Below are 17926 nucleotides of genomic sequence, written 5' to 3'. Positions count from 1 at the left end.
ATTCAGGAGGAACCGAATGCCGTTGACAAAGGAAGAGTGGCGCAAGTATCAGGATTACATCGCTCGGACGCTGGGCGAACTGGGGATCGTGGTGACGGCCGAGGAGCGCGAGAACCTGGAAGTGGCCGACTTCGGGCTGGGCGACTTTGAATCTCAGGGGCTCGGAGTGCTCACCTACGTGAACACAACCCGGTGCTGCGCCAAGGAATTGGTGATGCTGCCGTTCCAGACGTGTCCCCAGCATCGCCACCCCCCGGTTGAAGGCGAACCGGGCAAGGAAGAGACATTTCGCGTCCGTAAGGGCATCTGTACCCTCTATGTGGATGACGGACCGCCGCCCGCTACATTGTCGTGCGAGCCACCCACGGAGTATTGCCGACCCTTGATGGAAGTTGTGATGAGGCCGGGTGAGCAGTATACGCTCAAGCCGAATACGTGGCACTGGTTCCAGGCAGGGCCGGATGGTTGCGTGGTCAGCGAGTTCAGCACGCGCAGCCGTGACGAAAGCGATGTCTGGACTGACCCCAATATCCAGCGCACTCCGGTGGTGGAGGACTGACATGCCTCTGAAGCGCACATTTGCGGACATCTGCGCGGAGGCGAAGACGCGCATCCGCGAGATCGAGCCCGAGGAAGTGCTGGATCGCCTCAATGAACCCGGCCGGGAGTGGGTGTTGATCGACGTTCGCGAGCACGACGAGTTCCGCGCCGGCCACATGCCGGGCGCGCGCGGCATCGGCAGGGGGGTGATTGAGTACCACATCGCCGATGAAGTCCCTGACACGGACAAGGAGATCGTGCTGTACTGCCGTGGCGGCAACCGGTCGGCCCTGTCCGCCGACAGCCTCCGGCACATGGGCTACACGAACGTGCTGTCGATGCGCGGCGGCTGGCGCGAATGGGAAGAGAAGGGGTACCCCGTGAGCCACGAGGGCGAGCCGATCAGGCACTGAGGGCCTGGCTCCGTGGCGGGTAGAGCTGTCTGCCCGCTGGGCAATATCCGCATCGGCAGACCTGTGGCGGGAACAGCTGCTCGGCCTGATCCCGCCCAGCGGGGCGGAAGCGCTCTAGCGGAATGGCGGAATGGCGTTATCGAGCACCCGAATCACCAGCACGCTGAGATCGTCCGTGGGGCCGCCCGAGAAATTCTCCACCTCCGCGATCACCGCATCGATGAGTTCCTCGGCGTGAAGCCCCCGGTTATCGGCCACGATTCGCTTGACGCGCTCGACGCCGAACATCTCCTTGCCGCGACGGGCTTCCGTGATGCCGTCGCTGCACGTGAAGACGACATCCTTGGGCTCCAGGTGAAGCCGGCGCTCTCCATAGCGCTTTTCGGCCAAACCGAGCACCGGTCCGGTCGGTGGAATGTCGATGCACTCCTCGCCGCGCTGGATGAAGATCGGGCTGTGACCGGCGTTCACGATGTTGATATCGCCACTCTCGGGGTGGAGCCATCCGTAGATCATCGTTACCAGGATGTCGCTGGGTGTTTCCTTCACGAGAACGTGATTCGTCTGATTCATGACGGCGGCGGCGGTCTTCGCGGCCGGGTAATAGCCACCGGAGATGAATTTGACGGCCGCTACGAGCGTCGCGCTGGCGATTCCGTGACCGGCAATGTCCGCAAGTTTGAATGTAACGATCCCGTCTTCCGGGTAGAACTTGACGCTCCAGTAGTCGCCGCCGACTTCGGACGCTGGGACGAGGCGACCCGCGAACTCGTATCCGTCGATAACAGGGATCTTTTTCGGGAGCAAATACTGCTGGATGTATTTGGCGAGGTGCAATTCCTTCGCGGTGTTCTCGGCGGCCTGGTTGCGGATCGTCCGCTTCAGGTTATCGACATAAGCTTGCCAGTACGCGTCGCTCAGAACGCCAAAGAAGGCGAGATTGTCATTGATCGCCCCCTCGGCGTGCGCGTCTTTGCCGGCTATGGAGTTCTCGAGGGCATCGCGGAAGGCCGCGACGACTGCCCGCTGCCCCATATCCTCGAGGGCCGTATGGGCGAGCGCATACGCGGTGCGGTAGACATCCTGAGCCAGGTCGGGCGCGCTGCCGGCACGGAAGCGCGAATGCGCTTCGATGAGCGAGCGAACAGCCTCTTCAAGCTTGATGTCGATGTGCGGGGGGCGCGACATCGCAGCCACCGCGGCCCGCCAACGCTCCATCGCCCCCTCCAAATCAGCGCCCAAGTTGTCTTTGTCACTAGTATTCATCTGCTGCGTTTCTTGCTCTGATCCCCCACGTAAGATTATCGCAAAAGCGGTCCGGCTGGGAAAGTCCCCGTCCAGAGCGACGCACCCTGGCTGCCAAGGACCTCCATGGCAGCCTCATCTGCGTATACTCTCTGCCCTGATGCGAGCGCGTGCTCGCACAGATGGTGAATGGTCCCTCCACTCCGCATCCCCAGCACCACGATGGTGTCGGATAGGGCCACCACCATCGCATCCCTCCGCCGGCCGTTCGGGGGCGTCCACGCGTCCCTCAAGCGAAAGGCGGAGAGCGCCGTACAGTGATCCGCGTCGAACGCGAAGCCCCAGATTCGAGCCGCTGCGACCGGATCCCGATGCATGTCGGAATCGAACGCGCAGAGAAAGCCTCGATCCAGCACCATCACGGAAGGGCGTTCACTTCGTTTTGCCGCCAAGACGGCCCATTGATATATCGGTCGGTTATGCCCACTCACGACATGCCACCCAGCCTCCAGCCCGGCCTGGATGGCGGCTTTGGCCTCCTCCGCCCGATCCATCTCCGAACGGGCCGAGCAAAGCACACTAAAACTACCCTTAGTTAACTCGCAATTTCCGATTCCGTGCTCAGACACGAGTGGAGGCGGGTGCTCCATACGCCTAAGATCGCCTGGATATGCCTGGTCTACGGTAGTTACCAACCGGATTGGTAACTTCGCGTATGCGTCTCGGCCCTGCGGAACATACTCGCTGAGCGCCTTCGCGGCCGCTCGGGGCAAGCCGTATTCCTCGGCATACCAACTGGCCGCGCGGCCGAACACGCCGGCCGGGACATCCCCTCCGGTGTGTTGGAGAATGTGGCCAAGCGCCATCGGCCCCAGTCCGGGGCAATCCTGAAGGCAAGCAAGAGCGATGCTGCGCTCGTCCATGGCGCCACCCTCACGGAAGGCCCAGCAGTTCTGCTATCCTCTGCAGATCCTGGGCGTCAAAGTACTCGATATTGACAGTCCCCCCATCCAGCGTTCCGCGAATCCGCACGCGAGTCCCGAGCAGCGACCTGAGCCTGTTTTCGAGCGCCTCAAGCTCCGGCGAGAGGCTCTGGCCCTGCGCGCCGCGTTCCCGTGCTTCACGTGAAACGTCCCCGCGTTCACGCCGTTCGGCCCGAGGCGTCTCGGGTTCGTTTCCGTAAGCGAGGCGCTCGGCCTCGCGCACGGACAGATTTTCCTGTACGATCTTTTCCCACGCCCGCATCTGCCACTCGGGGTCCTGTATGCTGAGGAGGCTGCGCGCGTGGCCTTCCGTGATGTCGCCGCACGCCAAACTTTGCTGAATAATCTTGGGCAGTTTCAAGAGCCGGAGCGTGTTCGAAACCGCAGGGCGGCTCTTGCCGACGCGCAAGGCCACCTGTTCCTGGGTGAGCCCGAATTCCTCTATGAGACGCTTGTAGGCGCGCGCCGCCTCCAACGGGCTAATATCCTCGCGTTGGACGTTTTCGACGATCGCGATTTCGAGCACCGTGCGGTCGTCGTAGGACTGAATCACCGCGGGAATGGTGCTCAGGTTCGCCCTACGAGACGCCTGCAGGCGACGCTCACCGCTAACTAGCTGGTAACCGGAACCGCTTGGCCGCACGATGACCGGCTGTAGAACGCCGTGTTGCTGGATGGAGGCGGCAAGCTCTTGCAGGGCGACCTCATTGAAGACCGTCCGCGGCTGGTAGGGGTTTGGCTCGATCTTAGCGACGGGCAGATCGGTGACGGTCGTGTTGCGGGGGTTGTCTGGTGAAATGATCGGATTGTCCATGAGCGTTGTGTCCTCGGCTGACCGCAATGACCGCGCGGATTGACGGAGGGAAGTGGCGGGTCGAAAGGGCTAAGCACATGATACAATGTCATACCGGTTGGCGGCGAATGTCCCGGTACAAGCGCGGGTAGGCGGACGGTGTGGGCTTCGCCTTGAAGATGGGCACGATGGCGCGGTCGCCGCCGCCGAAGGGTAGTTGGAAGAGGATGGGCTCCAGTATTTGGCCGCCGAGCACGGATATCGTGTGTTCTGCATTGTTCATTTCGTCACGGAGGTTGGGGCCCTTCATGGCGAGGAAATGGCCGCCCGGGCGTGTGAATGGGAGGCAGAGCTCGGCCAGGATCCGCATAGGCGCAACGGCGCGGGCTACAACTATGTCGTAGTGTTCTCGGTGCTCGGGCAAGCGACCGGCCTCCTCGGCACGGCCGAAGGCGACTTTGGCGTGCGCGAGGCTCAGAAGGCGGGCTACGTGTTCGACGAACGCAAGCTTCTTATTGGTGCTGTCAAGCAGGGTCAGGCGCAGGTCGCGCCTGAGAGCGCTGAGCACGAGCCCTGGAAACCCCGCGCCGGTTCCGACATCGAGTACGGATGCGCCTTCCGGGAACGGTACCACGCGTAGGCACGTCATGGAATCTATGATGTGTTTGATGGCGATGTCGTGCGGGTCGCGCACCGCGGTCAGATTCATACGCTGGTTCCAGTCCAGGAGTTGATCGACCAGAAGGGTCAGGTCGGTCACTTGGGATTCGTCCAGCGAGAAACCGAACTGGGATGCGCCCTCGATGAGGGCATTGTCAAAGGATGGCAGTTGTGCGTTCATCTGTGAATTCTATCATCGGCGCCCGGGCCGTTTGCGCTTTGGCCGTCCTCCTCCTGTCTCTGGCCCCGCTGCGTGCATTCAGCGCACCCGCCGCGGATGGCGCCGTGTTGAACCGCGTCAAAGGCGCCATGCAGGGGCTCGGGGGCGGATTTAAGGATATGGAGGCCATCGCCGAAATCATTGTGTCACCGCCGAGGGGTTCCGGCGATCAGCGGCGCGGCCGCCAGGTGTCGATGACGGCCCATCTCTATCTGAAGATGCCGGACAAGGTCAAATTCCAGGTACTCAACAGCACTTTCCCGCTCTTCAACCGTTGGATATTCTTGCAGAGAGGAGCCGAATTCGCCGCCTACGACCCGGTCTCCGATCGGTACGTCACAACGGATTTCCGGCGTCTCACAGGACGCGAGCCGGCCCGAATGGATACCAAGTTCGCGATGCTGGGGCTGTTGTTCGATCCAAAGCGTTACCGGTTCGAGATGCTGGGCAAATCGGTTCGAAACGGTGTCGGTGTTTACAAAATTCGAATGAGATTGTTCAAACCCGAGGTCCTCAATCCCCTCACCAACCTGGCGTATACCGATATGTACGTCGATACGACGCGGCTCTGCCCAGTGCACAGCGAATCCTTTGATACCGCGAACCGGCTGGCGACAACCGGCGAATTTCGCGATCCGGTGCGCACGCCTGCCGGGTGGGCGCCCACGCACATAACAATCACCGACCATGAGATTGACCGCGTACGGTCTCACCACAAGGTTCAACATATCATTGAGAAGGCGACGGGCGCCCGCGCTCCCGAGGCGAAGCCTCGGCCGGCCTCGTTTCCGACGGATCGTCGAGGCGCTCTGGATGTCTGGATCGGTTGGAAGGGAAATGTGTTGTACCCCGCGAAGATGTCCGCGCAGGCGCCGGACGGCGGCTCAACGCAGTGGACGTACACGAATACAAAGGTCAACTCCGGCATGCCCGACAGCGTGTTCCGCCTGAACGGGCGCTAGAGTTCCCGCCGCGAGAAGACGACGGCGCCGAGAATGAGCACTGCCATCGAATAGGCAAGCACATACAGAATGGCTTCGGGCTGGGTGTGGCCGGTGATCTGGTAAAATGGCCGGTCGGTGTTTAGCCAGTTCACGCGTGGGGTTGCGTAGCGGCCGAGATGGAAGACCAGCGCGCCGAGTGCTCGCCAGAAGGGGTGCAGGCGCGCGGTCTCGGCGACCTGCTGCCCGTAACCGTACACGGAAGCCAAAAAATAGACGCCCAGTGACAGTAATGCGGCGATCGGCATCGGCGCCACCAGGGTGAAGGAGATCGCCAGCGCGATCAGCGCCGTGTAACTCACACAGAATGCGCCCAGATTCCGGAGCATGTCCATTGTGAGCTTGGGGTCCTCGCGGCCGAGCATCAACCACACGATTGCCGCAATCACAGCCAGGTTGCCGGCTAGCAGGAGGAAGCACCCCAGGAATTTGCCGAACACGAATTCGTACCGCTCTACCGGCTTTGCGAACAGGGTGTAGGTCGTCCGCCGCTCGAATTCCGGTGGAATGGCGGTCACGGAGATGAAGATCGCCAGGACCCAGGTGAATCCGGCGACCACGCGCAGCAGCGTGAATACAGCCGCGGCGAGGCCGATATCGCTGCCTTCATTCGCCTGCATCGATCGCGCCACCAGGCCTAACGCAAGCGTCATCAGGACGGAGCAGAAGATCATTCCGGCTGACACGCGCTTTCGCGCCGATTCCTTCAGCGTCAGCCCCGCAATGGCCAGAATTCGCCTCAGCATCGTCAGGTTCGCTCCGTTTCGATGCGGATGAACACATCCTCGAGGGTTTCGCGCCGGGGGTTCATCGATATGATCTCGATTCCGGCATCCATCAGCGCGCGCAAGACAGCCGGCGTATCCGATTCGCGCTCCACAACGAGGCGAAGGACCCCATCAGTCGGCTCTCCAACCGCGAGAGAGGAGGCGCTGCCTGGCAGGTTCTCGGCGGAGGCGCGAACGCAGATCTCAACGCCGCCGCGGCTGATCAGTTCATTCACCGTGCCGATGCTCATCAAGCGTCCGGCCTTCAGGATGGCGACGCGGTCGCAGATCTGTTCCACCTCGCTCAAAAGGTGGGAGTTCAGGAAGACCGTCTTCCCCCTGGATTTCAGCGCGAGGATGATGTCGCGAATGTCCCGGCGCCCCATTGGGTCGAGGCCTGAAGTCGGCTCGTCGAGGAACAGTACATCCGGGTCGTTCAGCAAAGCTTGAGCCAACCCCACCCGCTGCGTCATCCCCTTGGAGAAGGCGCGGAGCGGGCTGTCCCGGCGATCCGCAATGCCGACCAAGTCGAGTACCTCGGCGATCCTGTGCCGGCGATTCACGCCGGAAATGCCGAAGACCCGGCAGTAAAAGGTGAGCAGTTCTACCGGCGTGAGAAAGTCATAGAAGTACGGCGACTCCGGGAGGTATCCAACGCGCGACCGATTCGGACCGCCGGGAAGGCGTCCCATCAATCGAGCGGATCCGCCGGACGGGCGGGCCAGTCCTAGCAGAATCCTGACTGTGGTGGTCTTGCCCGCGCCGTTGGATCCCAGATAGCCAAACACTTCACCGGGCGCCACCGCGAGTGTGACATCGTCAAGCGCGTGTACGTTGCGGCGCGGGAATCGGCTGCGGTACGTCTTCCGCAGGCCTGTTATCTCGATGGCTGGCTGCATGTGGGGTCTGATCTTGTACGTATCCGCCGTGGCATCTGGTCATTGCGTCACTTAGCGCCCGAAATTAGGTTGTCCAATATTTCGCGCCAAAGCATTACTTCTCGGCGAACGTAGTTAAGGCTCTGTGATAAAAGCTATACAGCAATCGGTTCGTCGTTCGGCGGGGTTGTTCCTGGCTTGGCGGGCTGCAGAGCCAGGTCCAGCACTTCCTTGAGTTCCTTCACGTAATGGACAGTGAGTTCCGCGCGCACGTCTTCGGGCACGTCTTCTTCAAAGTCCTTTCGGTTTCGTTCCGGGACGATCAACGTTCGGACGCCGGCCCTGTGAGCGGCCAGAGCCTTCTCCTTCAGGCCGCCTATCGGCAGCACTCGGCCGCTGAGACTGATCTCGCCGGTCATCGCGAGAAGCGGTATTGTCGGCCTGCCGGTCGCGAGGCTCGTGATGGCGGTCGCCATGGTCACGCCGGCGGACGGTCCGTCCTTGGGCACCGCGCCTTGCGGAACGTGAACGTGAAGTTCGTGTTTGGTGAAGAAGTCGTCGGCGATACCGAGTTCACGGCTGTGTGCCCGAACCCACGAAAGCGCGGCCTGCGCTGACTCTTTCATCACGTCGCCCAGCTGGCCCGTGAGGGTGAGGCCGCGTTCCCCCGGCATAGCGATGGCTTCGACGAAAAGGACGTCGCCGCCGACCGGGGTCCAGGCGAGGCCCGTGACGACTCCCGGAATCAGGGTGCGATCCCTAAGGTCTTCATCTTCGAAGCGGGGTGCGCCAAGGTAGGATTCCACGGCGGCAACGTCCACTGTCACCGGTTCCGTGCGGCCTTCGGCGAACTGGCGGGTGCATTTGCGGCACACCGCGGCTACCTGGCGCTCCAGATTGCGGACGCCGGCTTCCCGAGTGTATCCCCGCAGTATGTCCCGGATGCCTTCCTCGGTCCAGGCGATATGGCCTTGCGGCGCCTCGGGCGGAGCCTGGGGCGTGGACGGCTCCTCGGCCTCGTTCGGAGCGACCTCCTTATCGATGGGAACGTCCTTCGGAGTGTCCCTCTCTCCCTCGGGAATATACTCCTCGGTGACGACCCCTCCCGCCGACTTCAGGCCGTGTTCGTACATCTGCTTGGGAATGAGGTGCCGGATGGCGATCTGGACCTTTTCCTCCTCGGTGTACCCGGCGATCTCGATGATCTCCATGCGGTCGCGGAGCGGGCCCGGAATCGGGTCGAGCATATTCGCCGTTGTGATGAATAGCACCTTGCTCAGATCGAACGAAACGTCCAGGTAATGGTCGCGGAATGTGTTGTTCTGCTCCGGATCCAACACCTCCAGGAGGGCGGAGGTCGGGTCGCCTCTGAAGTCGCTGCCGAGTTTGTCCACTTCGTCCAGAACCATCACCGCGTTGTTGCTTTCGGCGCGGCGGATACCCTGAATGATCTGGCCGGGCAGGGCGCCAACATAGGTCCGCCGGTGGCCGCGGATTTCCGCTTCGTCCCGCATGCCGCCGAGGCTGAAGCGCACGAATTTGCGGCCAAGCGCCCGCGCGATGGATTTGGCGAGGCTGGTCTTGCCCACGCCGGGAGGTCCAACGAAGCACAAGATCGGCTGTCGAACGTGGCCTTCAGGCTTGAACTTGCGTACGCTGAGGAACTCCAGCAGACGGTCCTTCACCTTGTCCAGTCCGAAGTGGTCCGTATCCAAAACTTCCTTCACATGCGGGATATCAAGGTTGTCAATGGTTGCCGACTGCCACGGAAGCGATGTGAGCCAATCCAGATACGTGCGGCTGACCGTGTATTCCGCGGCCTGCGGCGGCATGCGCTGGAGCCGATCGAGTTCCCTGTCGGCTTCCTTGTGCGCCTCTTCTGTCATGCCGCTGGCTTCGATTTTCTGGCGGAGTTCTTCGATCTCCTCGGTGCGGTCGTCCGCGTCGCCCAATTCGCGCTGGATCGCTTTCATCTGCTCGCGCAGGAAGTAATCGCGCTGGGTCTTGTTCAGTTCCTCGCGGACCTCACCCTGGATCTTGCTGCTCAGTTCCAGCACCTGGGATTCACGGTTCAGGATTGAAAGCAGGCGCTCCATGCGTTCCCGGACGGGCAGCGTTTCCAGCAGTCCCTGTTTTTCCTCGGTGCCGATGGGCAGGTGGGCGGCGATCATGTCCGCGAGCACGGCCGGTTCCGTCACCGCATCGGAGATCCCGGCCAATTCGTCGGGCAGCCCGGGCGCAAGTTCAACCACGCGCTTGAATACGTCTCCGACGGCCCGGCGAAGGGCTTCCAGGTGCTCCGCCTGCTCTTCGGTAACTTCGGTCTGGTCCGACAGGGGCTCAATCCGCACACGTATGTACGGGTCGGTCTGAAGGACTTCGACGATGCGGAAGCGGCCCAAACCCTGAACCATCAAGCGCACGCCATCCGGCATCTTGAGCATCATGCGGATGACCACCGCGGTGCCGATGGTGTAGATGTCGTCCGCACCGGGCTTGTCGATGCTGGAGTCTTTCATCGTGCAGGTCGCGATGATGCGCCCCCCGGCCGTCACCGTATCATCGATCATCTTCACCGACGACTCGCGGGCCACGTTCAGGGGCAATACGGCGGCGGGGAACAGCACGGTGTCCCGAAGGGGCAGGAGGTTCAGTATCTCCGGCAACTCCATGGATTCGTTCTCTTCCGTCCCGCCTAGTGTTTGTTCGATTACCTCGTCCATTGTTCCTGCCGTCCGTGCCTGTCAAGTTTGTGATATTGTCTTACACGCGTATCTTGTGAAAGCGCCGCCTTCCAAAGCAAAACCGTGCTTCTTCGGAAACGGTTCCTTGCGAGCGGCCATATCGAGCGCGGATGCCCGCTGGATCCGCTATGTGGTCGCCATCGCACCTGGAAACGCATGATAGCATGCAGGAAGGGGTTTGCCGCAGGACTTGGGCGTCCCTGGACCGGTGGAGGTGAGCAAGATGAACAAACTCAGGGAGGCCGGACACGAGGCCGCCAGGGTGATTCTCCCGGGAGGCGCGAGATGAAGCCAGGCCCTTTGCGCGTTGCTATCGCTGCGTTAGTCGGGCTGGTCTCGGCTGGCGGCGCCATCGCGCAGGACTATCGGTCGGAGACCGACGGCGCTCGCCCCCCTCGCGAGCCCGCCTACCGGTCGCCTTCGCGATCATACGACGACGATCCGTACGGCTACACCCGTGTCCCAACGTACCGTCAGGGCGACGACAATGCCCCGCTGTATGACCGCGGCACACGGCTCGTGTCCGGGCGCATCACCGAAAGCACCGGCGCATTTGGGCGTACGCTCAAGGTGCTCCTCGACAACGGTGAGGAACGAAGTGTGTATGCGCCGCGCAACGTCGCCGTGAGGCGATACGGCCGCCCGATTTCGGTTCACGAATTACGCCGCGACGAGTTGGTCCGCATCCGCCTGGAACGGTACTCCATCGAAGGTGACCTCACGGGGTTGCGAATAGACGTACTCGAAGGTGCCGGCCGCCTCGATCGCGCGCCTGCCGGCCGGCAGGTCACCGTCCGCGGCCGCGTGAACAGTATCGACTCCCGTGGGAGCATCCTCCGCATCGATGTTGACGGACGCCGCGTGATCGTTCGCGTTAACCGCGCGGAGATACGCACGTCCCGGGGGCTTATCGTCCTGCGCGATCTGGAAAACGGCGATTACGTGATCGTGGAAGGCCGCAGGGACGGCGACGACATATTCGCGGCCTCTGTGACCGTTCGGTGATGCGGGAGACGTTTGCTTACGGGCGAGCGAGGGTAAGTTACAGGATGTGACGGGCGGCAATCTCGGTACGCCCGGTTGAATATCCACAAGGAGGAACTGAATGAGCTTCAAATCGGCCATAATGGCCATTGCAACGGTGATCAGCATATCGGTGGCCCCGACGCTGGCGAGAACGCCCGCGCACACCGTCAAGCACGGCACCGGCCCCGCGGGGCGCTGGGGAGTCATCGTCCGCAAGCCCACAGCTACTAACCGTAACATTCGCGTCCGCTTCGCCAATGGCGAGAATCCTGTCCTGGAAGTGCCGATGAAGGCAACCATCACGGAGGACGGACGCAAGGTTTCCATTCACGACCTTTCCAATGGCGAGCGAGTGCGGGTGTGGACCGTTCGGACCAAGTCTCACGAAGCTATGCAGGCGTGGCGCATCGACGGCTACACCAAGCGCAAGTAGCGCCGCTTTGAACTGAATCTCACTATCGGGGCAGCGCGCCATGTTCACGCTGCCCCGGTGCCGTTTTTGGTGGGTTGCGGACAGCGGATGGCATAACGCTCGGGCCGGCGCCATCACCTTACACCCTGGCCTTCGCGAACACCGGGAAGAGGATCAGGGCGACCAACCACACGAACGCCAGCAGGGCGAATAACGTGCCCCAAGAGAATGTGCTTGGCCTGCCAGTGCGGGAAGCGATCCACCGACTCCTGATGAAGAGCGCGGTCGGGAGGACCGTGGCACCAATCAGCCAGGCGAAGAAACCGAGGTTTTCGAGTCCCCACCAGGCGCGCACGTACCACGGAGCGTTGTAGATGGGCGGCGCTGGGGCATCCTTGTACTCGGCCCAGAACGCGGGGTCGGTGTCGGGGTGGCGGCCGGCCTGAAGACGCACCACCATGTAGGCCGTACGCTTCGCCTGCCACTCCTCGGCCTCCTTGCGCAGGCGGACGTAGTTGGACTCGACCGACCAATATGTACTCGTCGCGGCGGGCGCCGGCGGTACGACGGTGAAGTGAAGCAGCGGATGCCCTGGCCAGGCGGACCGCTTGCCGGCGCGAAGTAACTCACTAACACGCATCGTCGCAAGCTGTCCAATCGGCGCACCGCGCACGTGATGATATCTGAAGGCAAAAGAGAGAGCATCAAACATGTCAACGCTTTCCCAGCCCGCGCCCAGCACGATGATGCCGGCGATGCCATCGACGGTGGCCGCGATCCGATTCGTGCCGGAGGGCCTTTCCGTTTCGGAGAAGCCGCGCTCCACCATGTACTCACCCAGCGGTTGTTCCTGAGTGTAACCGTTAGAGCGCTCGCGGGTGCCTTCGTTCAGCATCCAGTCCATTGCGTAGACCTGGAAGCGCTCGCGGCCGTAGTGGGCGCCGGGATACACCTCAATCGCCTTCTGGATGAGGCTTCGTGCGTTCTCAACGTCGCTTAGCGGGCGCTTACCGGCGCTATGCATGTAACGGTGCACCCAGAACGTGCCGTTGTTGGCGTAATAGCGGTACCACGGAGTATCGCCGGAGTCTGGCGCGTCGCCGGATTTGCCGAGGGCCAGCATCCGCTCGCGCTTCCCCTCCATCCAGGCGATGGCCTCGTCGTCGCGGCCGATACGGTCGCACGCGACCGCGATGTCGTCGTACTCGGGCAGCAGGTTGGGGTTACGCTTTAGTTTCCCTGTGATGCGCTGGATGCGCATTTCGTAATAGAGCGGGGGGTTGCGGGGGAACCTTCCGGTGATCACCTGGACGGCGTTTGGGAACTTGCCCGCCACGTCGGCGAGGGTGGTGGTGTCCCGATCGTTGAGGCAGGCCCACGACGGCGCCGCCAGAGCCGATGCGCCGATAACCAAGAGGGTGCGTTTCGTCATCTCGTGCCTCCAGTGGAACGGTCTATGAGGTCAGTATACCTCGCGTCTGCTGCCAGCATACAGGCGCTCCGCTCCGATGAGTGAATTCGCGGCCAAGCGTCCACATAGCCCGCCTTCGCGGCCGATTTCGTGCATTGCCAGCCGTGACTTCAGTTGCAGAGCGCTATTGTCGGCGCGCCAGCACACAAGCGCACGCGTCTGCTATAATGACGGCGTTCCAATTCGCGCAGTCTCTGGTCAGAAGCACGATGCTCCGCTCGCGGTCTCCTGTCTCCTGCCTCCTGTCTCCTGCTCACACATGTTTAAAAAAGTACTGATTGCCAACCGGGGCGAGATAGCCCTGCGCATCATCCGCGCTTGCCGCGAGCTGCGAATACCATCCGTTGCGGTGTACTCACAGGCCGACGTTCACAGTCTGCACGTTCGCGCGGCGGACGAAGCGATCTGCGTAGGCCCGCCCGCCGGGCGTGAGTCATACCTGAACGTCGCCAATATCCTGAGCGCCGCGTTCATCAGCGGCGCCGACGCCATCCATCCGGGCTATGGCTTCCTCGCGGAGAACACCACGTTTGCGGAAGCGTGCGAGCAAAGCCGGATCAAGTTCATAGGGCCCACTCCGGCCGCCATCGACGGGATGGGCGACAAACACAAGGCGCGCGAATTGATGCAGAAGGCCGGCGTGCCGGTCGTGCCAGGCAGCCCGAGCCCGATCTCGTCCGAGATGGACGCGCTCAACGTTGCGCGATCGATCGCGTATCCCGTGATGATCAAGGCCGTCGCGGGCGGCGGCGGCAAGGGGATCCGCATCTGCCAGACGGAAGAGGACCTCCTCACCAACCTGAAGGCGTGCCAGACGGAAGCCCTGGCCGCGTTCGGCGACGCGGGCGTCATCATCGAGAAGTACATCGAGGAGCCGCGCCACATCGAGTTTCAGATACTGGCGGATGAGCACGGGAACGTGGTCCACCTGGGCGAACGCGATTGCAGCGTGCAGACCATGCGCTATCAGAAGATGGTGGAGGAGGCGCCCAGCATCGCGGTGGACGACCATCTGCGCCACAAGATGGGTGAAGCCGCCATCAAGGCCGCGCGCGCCGTCAACTACACGAACGCCGGGACCGTCGAATTCCTGCTCGACAGCACCGGCCATTTCTACTTCCTGGAGATGAATACGCGCATCCAGGTCGAGGTGCCGGTAACGGAGATGGTTACCGGCGTTGACCTGATCCGGCAGCAGATACTGATCGCGGCGGGCCAGGAGTTAACATTCGGTCAGAAAGACATCAGGATCAATGGCCACGCCATTGAGGCGCGCATAACAGCGGAGGATCCGGACCGTAACTTCGCTCCCAATGCCGGGAAGGTGGACCGGCTGATCCTTCCGGGCGGATATGGAACCCGCGTGGACACCCACCTGTACGCCGGTTATGAAGTGCCGTCCTACTACGACAGCATGCTCGCGAAACTCATCGTGTGGGGCGCCAACCGCGAGGAGGCTGTGAACCGCATGGTGCGCTGCCTCGATGAGTTCGAGGTCGAACCGCTGATCACCAATGTTGCCTTCCAGCGTCGCATTTTCGCGAATCCGTATTTCCGCCGCGGCGAGGTGAGTACGGCCTTCCTGCAAAAGCGAATGGGAGTCTGATGGCCGTTACACGCAGACTGGCTCGGGAGATTGCGCTCAAGACGCTCTACCAGATCGCGATTGGCGGGATGGACGCCGATACGGCGCTGGATGGCGCGCTGGACGCGAATCAGCCTCCAATCGCGGGCAGAGACGACGCGCTGGCGTGGGAGGCCGTGTCGGAGTACGCCCGGGCGTTGGTGCTGGGAGTGGTCGCCAATGGAGAGTCCTACGATCAAACACTGCAGCGCTATGCCCGCGACTGGGACCCGGACCGGATGCCGACGGTTGACCACATTCTCTTGCACATAGCGTTGCAGGAACTGCTGCACTCGGGCGATGTGCCGCACGGCGTGGCCATCAACGAGGCCGTGGACCTTGCCAAGGAGTACAGCACCGAGGAAAGCGGGAAATTCGTGAACGGCATCCTGGGTTCATACGTAAGGACGGAAGGCGCGGAGGCGAAGAAGTGACCGCCACGGTGCCTTCAGTGAGCGGCGTTCTTTTTCGCCTGACCGATGAGCGATGGACTCACATAACCGAGGAATAGGCTGAACTTGCCGGAAGGCGATTGGATGTGCTGGAAGCGGTTTCCGAACCGATGCGTGTGCTTGCCGGGACAGAAGGCGAGAGACTTGCCGTCCGCGAAGTGGAGCCGGGGAAATGGATCGTGATAGTTTATCGTGAGACCGGCGAGGACGGCTTCGTGATCACAGCCTTTCTCACCAGGCGCACCGGATATCTAGACAAGAGGAAGCAGCTATGGCCGTAACCAGCCCACAAGACTATCTCAGCATGGTGACTGCAGTGCGCGGCGCGCCAGAGGGGTATCTGTGGTCGTCCTATGACGCTGAGGCGGACGTGATGTACATCAACTTCAACAAGCCCAGCCACGCGACGGACATCGAGCTTACGGACGATGACATTATCGTTCGATACGAAGGTGACCAGGTGATCGGCTACACCGTCCTTCACGCCTCCACGAGATAGCCCATCTTCAAGGAAAGAACACAGTGCCCGCACAGATACTGGATGGTAAGGAAACAGCAAAGCAGGTTCGCCGCGAGGTAAAGGCCGCGGTTGAGGAACTGCGGGCCCGGGGCGTTCAACCCGGCCTGGCGGCCGTATTGGTTGGCAACAATCCCGCCAGTGAGGTCTACGTTTCGGCGAAGCAGAAAGCGTGCGAAAAGGCCGGCATCGTGTCCTGGCTGCACCGTCTGCCGGACACGGCGTCCACCGAGGAGGTCGTCACCCTCATCCAATCTCTGAACGCGAAGGCAGAGGTCCACGGCATCCTGGTGCAGTTGCCGCTGCCGAAGGGCATCGATACACAGTCCGTGATCGACTTGATTTCGCCGGACAAAGATGTGGACGGCGTCACCGCCGCGTCCTTTGGCCGCCTGCTCCTGGGCCGTGACACCTTTGTGAGCGCCACGGCGGGCGGAATGATGGAGCTTCTGCGTCGTTACGACATTCCGATCGCGGGCAAGCGCGCCGTGGTCGTTGGTCGCAGCAACATCGTCGGCAAGCCGATGGCGATCCTCCTGATGCACGCCAACGCCACCGTCACGATCTGCCACAGCAAGACCGACGACCTCCCCGGAATATGTCGCGAGGCCGATATCCTGGTCGCCGCGCTGAACCAGCCGGAAATGCTCGACAGGACCTATGTGAAGCCGGGCGCGGTTGTGGTGGATGCAGGTTATAGCCGGCCTCCGGGGCGCCAGGGCGATGTGGGAGATGTGAACACGGCCAGCGCCGCTGAGGTGGCCTCCTGGATCACTCCTGTTCCCGGCGGCGTGGGGCCCATGACCATCGCCACACTGCTCATGAACACGCTCAAGGCGGCGTCCAAAGAACGATGAGCGCGGAACGATGAACGATGAAGGCATGCCGGTTGGGCGTGAATTACTTGACCGGATAGCCCGGCATGACCTTGCTCTGAGCGCATCAGTGGCGGACGTGGTCGAGGAGTTGGACGGCGCCACCTTGGTCGCGGACGGTCGTGCGCCCGACCTCCGCGAGTTCAACCACGCGGCGCTCATTCGATCAGGCAGTGACGAGGCCCTTCAGCGCCTGATAACCTTCTTCGAAAAACGCAAACGCCAGCCCGCCGTTGTGCTCGATCCGGATGCCCCGGATGGCATCGCCGCGAAGCTGAGTGCGTCGGGATTCAAGCCCGTACCTTCCCGGTCCGACCTGATGCTTTGGAATCCGGATGCGCGCCATATTTACACCGCGGCGGAGGTCTACATGACGATGGCCACGAACGCCACACTGAACGAATATCTCCGCATCGCCACGCTCGAAATGCCGGAACCGGCCGGCGAGCAGGCGCGCATCATGTTGACGCTCCAGTTCCGCACGCAAGGCTTCTCATTCTGGTTCGGCCTCTTCAACGGGACGGCGGCGGGTGTGTGCCCTGTATTCGTCAGAGACGAAATGGCGCAGGTGGGCCCCGTGGTGGTTTCACCGGAGTACAGGCTCAAGGGGGTCGGCCTGGCGCTGGTGAATTATCTCACGCGCCAGAGCCGCAAGGATGGCGCGAGCGTAACCTACCTCTTCAACGATCACAACGGACCCGCGACAGGCTTGTGCCAGACCGCGGGTTACCAAACGGTAATGGAAGACGCCCGCCAAGTGTGGGTGCGAGAGGGCTGAGGGGAGAGGGCTGTGGGCTGAGGCCCAAGCACGTCATCCTGAGCGAAGCGAAGGATCTCAACGTTACGTCGAGGCTCTTCGCTTCGCTCAGGATGACGTGCCCGCGTAGAGAACGGTAAGAGTGAAAGGAAACAATCATGAACAAGCGGATATTCGAGGGACCTATCAAGGCGGCCGGCGCGCCGTACTCGCCTGCCGTTGAGGCAAACGGCTTCGTTTTCATCTCCGGCCAGGTGCCGCTGGATCCCGCCACGAAGCAGATCGTACCGGGGGGCATCGAGGAACAGGCGAGGCAGGCGCTGTCCAACCTGTGCGGCGTTCTCGCCGCGGCCGGCCTGAGTCCGGTGAATGTGGTCAAGACCACTGTCTACGTGACGGACATTTCCACGTACGGAACCGTGAACGGCATTTACGCTGAAACGTTCGGCACGGAACCGCCCGCCCGCACGGCCGTGGCCGTCGCGGCCCTGCCGTTCGGCTGCCAGATCGAGATCGAGGCCATCGCGGTACGATAGAAGGCAGGAATC

Annotated in this window: 20 protein-coding genes; 12 read left to right on the top strand and 8 right to left on the bottom strand. The window is 62.1% G+C overall.

The window, feature by feature from the left end; genetic code table 11:
• Positions 1 to 16 precede the first annotated feature (16 nt).
• Positions 17 to 559 (top strand): D-lyxose/D-mannose family sugar isomerase, encoded by a 543-nt coding sequence (locus tag VGM51_04560; GenBank protein ID HEY3412317.1) that lies wholly within the window; start codon positions 17 to 19, stop codon positions 557 to 559.
• A gap of 1 nt (position 560) precedes the next feature.
• A complete protein-coding gene (locus VGM51_04555) occupies positions 561 to 953 on the top strand; it encodes a rhodanese-like domain-containing protein (protein ID HEY3412316.1) in 393 nt (130 codons plus the stop codon).
• A gap of 114 nt (positions 954 to 1067) precedes the next feature.
• Here the strand turns inward: VGM51_04555 and VGM51_04550 are convergent, their stop codons facing one another.
• The 4 genes from VGM51_04550 to rsmG all read right to left on the bottom strand — a co-directional run bounded on the left by VGM51_04550 (position 1068) and on the right by rsmG (position 4815).
• A complete protein-coding gene (locus tag VGM51_04550; protein HEY3412315.1) occupies positions 1068 to 2171 on the bottom strand; it encodes a SpoIIE family protein phosphatase in 1104 nt (367 codons plus the stop codon).
• Between the two features lie 83 nt (positions 2172 to 2254).
• On the bottom strand, positions 2255 to 3064 hold the full coding sequence (locus tag VGM51_04545) for a DNA-processing protein DprA (GenBank protein HEY3412314.1): 810 nt from the start codon (positions 3062 to 3064) through the stop codon (positions 2255 to 2257).
• 67 nt (positions 3065 to 3131) lie between these two features.
• Positions 3132 to 3995, bottom strand: coding sequence for a ParB/RepB/Spo0J family partition protein (locus VGM51_04540; GenBank protein ID HEY3412313.1), 864 nt, complete (start codon positions 3993 to 3995; stop codon positions 3132 to 3134).
• A gap of 88 nt (positions 3996 to 4083) precedes the next feature.
• The gene (gene rsmG / locus VGM51_04535; protein ID HEY3412312.1) at positions 4084 to 4815 is read right to left on the bottom strand and encodes a 16S rRNA (guanine(527)-N(7))-methyltransferase RsmG; all 732 of its coding nucleotides are present in this window, start codon (positions 4813 to 4815) and stop codon (positions 4084 to 4086) included.
• On the opposite strand from rsmG, the gene VGM51_04530 reads away from it, so the two are divergent.
• Positions 4806 to 5816 (top strand): hypothetical protein, encoded by a 1011-nt coding sequence (locus VGM51_04530; GenBank protein ID HEY3412311.1) that lies wholly within the window; start codon positions 4806 to 4808, stop codon positions 5814 to 5816. The genes rsmG and VGM51_04530 overlap by 10 nt on opposite strands.
• Here VGM51_04530 and VGM51_04525 read toward each other — a convergent pair.
• From VGM51_04525 to lon, 3 genes are all read right to left on the bottom strand, one after another.
• Positions 5813 to 6601 (bottom strand): ABC transporter permease subunit, encoded by a 789-nt coding sequence (locus tag VGM51_04525; GenBank protein ID HEY3412310.1) that lies wholly within the window; start codon positions 6599 to 6601, stop codon positions 5813 to 5815. The genes VGM51_04530 and VGM51_04525 overlap by 4 nt on opposite strands.
• Positions 6602 to 6603: 2 nt before the next feature.
• Positions 6604 to 7521: an ABC transporter ATP-binding protein gene (locus VGM51_04520; GenBank protein HEY3412309.1), complete on the bottom strand. Its 918-nt coding sequence runs from the start codon at positions 7519 to 7521 to the stop codon at positions 6604 to 6606.
• A gap of 134 nt (positions 7522 to 7655) precedes the next feature.
• Entirely contained in the window at positions 7656 to 10223 is a 2568-nt protein-coding gene (gene lon, locus VGM51_04515; protein ID HEY3412308.1) for an endopeptidase La, read from the bottom strand.
• 306 nt (positions 10224 to 10529) lie between these two features.
• Between lon and VGM51_04510 the strand changes: the two genes are divergently transcribed.
• Positions 10530 to 11249 carry a hypothetical protein gene (locus tag VGM51_04510; protein HEY3412307.1) on the top strand — a complete coding sequence of 240 codons (720 nt, stop codon included), beginning with the start codon at positions 10530 to 10532 and terminating at the stop codon, positions 11247 to 11249.
• Positions 11250 to 11349: 100 nt separating this feature from the next.
• Positions 11350 to 11703 (top strand): hypothetical protein, encoded by a 354-nt coding sequence (locus VGM51_04505; GenBank protein HEY3412306.1) that lies wholly within the window; start codon positions 11350 to 11352, stop codon positions 11701 to 11703.
• Between the two features lie 118 nt (positions 11704 to 11821).
• On the opposite strand, the gene VGM51_04500 is transcribed toward VGM51_04505, so the two are convergent.
• Positions 11822 to 13114, bottom strand: a complete 1293-nt coding sequence (locus tag VGM51_04500; GenBank protein ID HEY3412305.1) for a hypothetical protein — start codon at positions 13112 to 13114, stop codon at positions 11822 to 11824.
• Positions 13115 to 13412: 298 nt separating this feature from the next.
• Between VGM51_04500 and accC the strand changes: the two genes are divergently transcribed.
• From accC to VGM51_04465, 7 genes are all read left to right on the top strand, one after another.
• Complete coding sequence (gene accC, locus VGM51_04495) at positions 13413 to 14759, top strand: acetyl-CoA carboxylase biotin carboxylase subunit (GenBank protein HEY3412304.1); 1347 nt, start codon at positions 13413 to 13415, stop codon at positions 14757 to 14759.
• Positions 14759 to 15211, top strand: coding sequence for a transcription antitermination factor NusB (gene nusB / locus VGM51_04490; protein ID HEY3412303.1), 453 nt, complete (start codon positions 14759 to 14761; stop codon positions 15209 to 15211). Before accC ends, nusB begins: the two co-directional genes overlap by 1 nt.
• 104 nt (positions 15212 to 15315) lie before the next feature.
• Complete coding sequence (locus VGM51_04485) at positions 15316 to 15510, top strand: hypothetical protein (protein HEY3412302.1); 195 nt, start codon at positions 15316 to 15318, stop codon at positions 15508 to 15510.
• A complete protein-coding gene (locus VGM51_04480) occupies positions 15501 to 15728 on the top strand; it encodes a DUF2283 domain-containing protein (protein ID HEY3412301.1) in 228 nt (75 codons plus the stop codon). The genes VGM51_04485 and VGM51_04480 overlap by 10 nt, the downstream gene beginning before the upstream one ends.
• A 23-nt stretch (positions 15729 to 15751) precedes the next feature.
• Entirely contained in the window at positions 15752 to 16603 is an 852-nt protein-coding gene (gene folD / locus VGM51_04475) for a bifunctional methylenetetrahydrofolate dehydrogenase/methenyltetrahydrofolate cyclohydrolase FolD (protein ID HEY3412300.1), read from the top strand.
• 10 nt (positions 16604 to 16613) lie between these two features.
• On the top strand, positions 16614 to 17399 hold the full coding sequence (locus VGM51_04470; protein ID HEY3412299.1) for a GNAT family N-acetyltransferase: 786 nt from the start codon (positions 16614 to 16616) through the stop codon (positions 17397 to 17399).
• A gap of 137 nt (positions 17400 to 17536) precedes the next feature.
• Positions 17537 to 17914 carry a Rid family detoxifying hydrolase gene (locus VGM51_04465; protein ID HEY3412298.1) on the top strand — a complete coding sequence of 126 codons (378 nt, stop codon included), beginning with the start codon at positions 17537 to 17539 and terminating at the stop codon, positions 17912 to 17914.
• Positions 17915 to 17926: the final 12 nt, after the last annotated feature.

The sequence above is a fragment of the Armatimonadota bacterium genome (assembly GCA_036504095.1).
Classification (GTDB): domain Bacteria; phylum Armatimonadota; class DTGP01; order JAKQQT01; family JAKQQT01; genus DASXUL01.
This window is presented reverse-complemented; position numbering and strand designations above follow the sequence as displayed.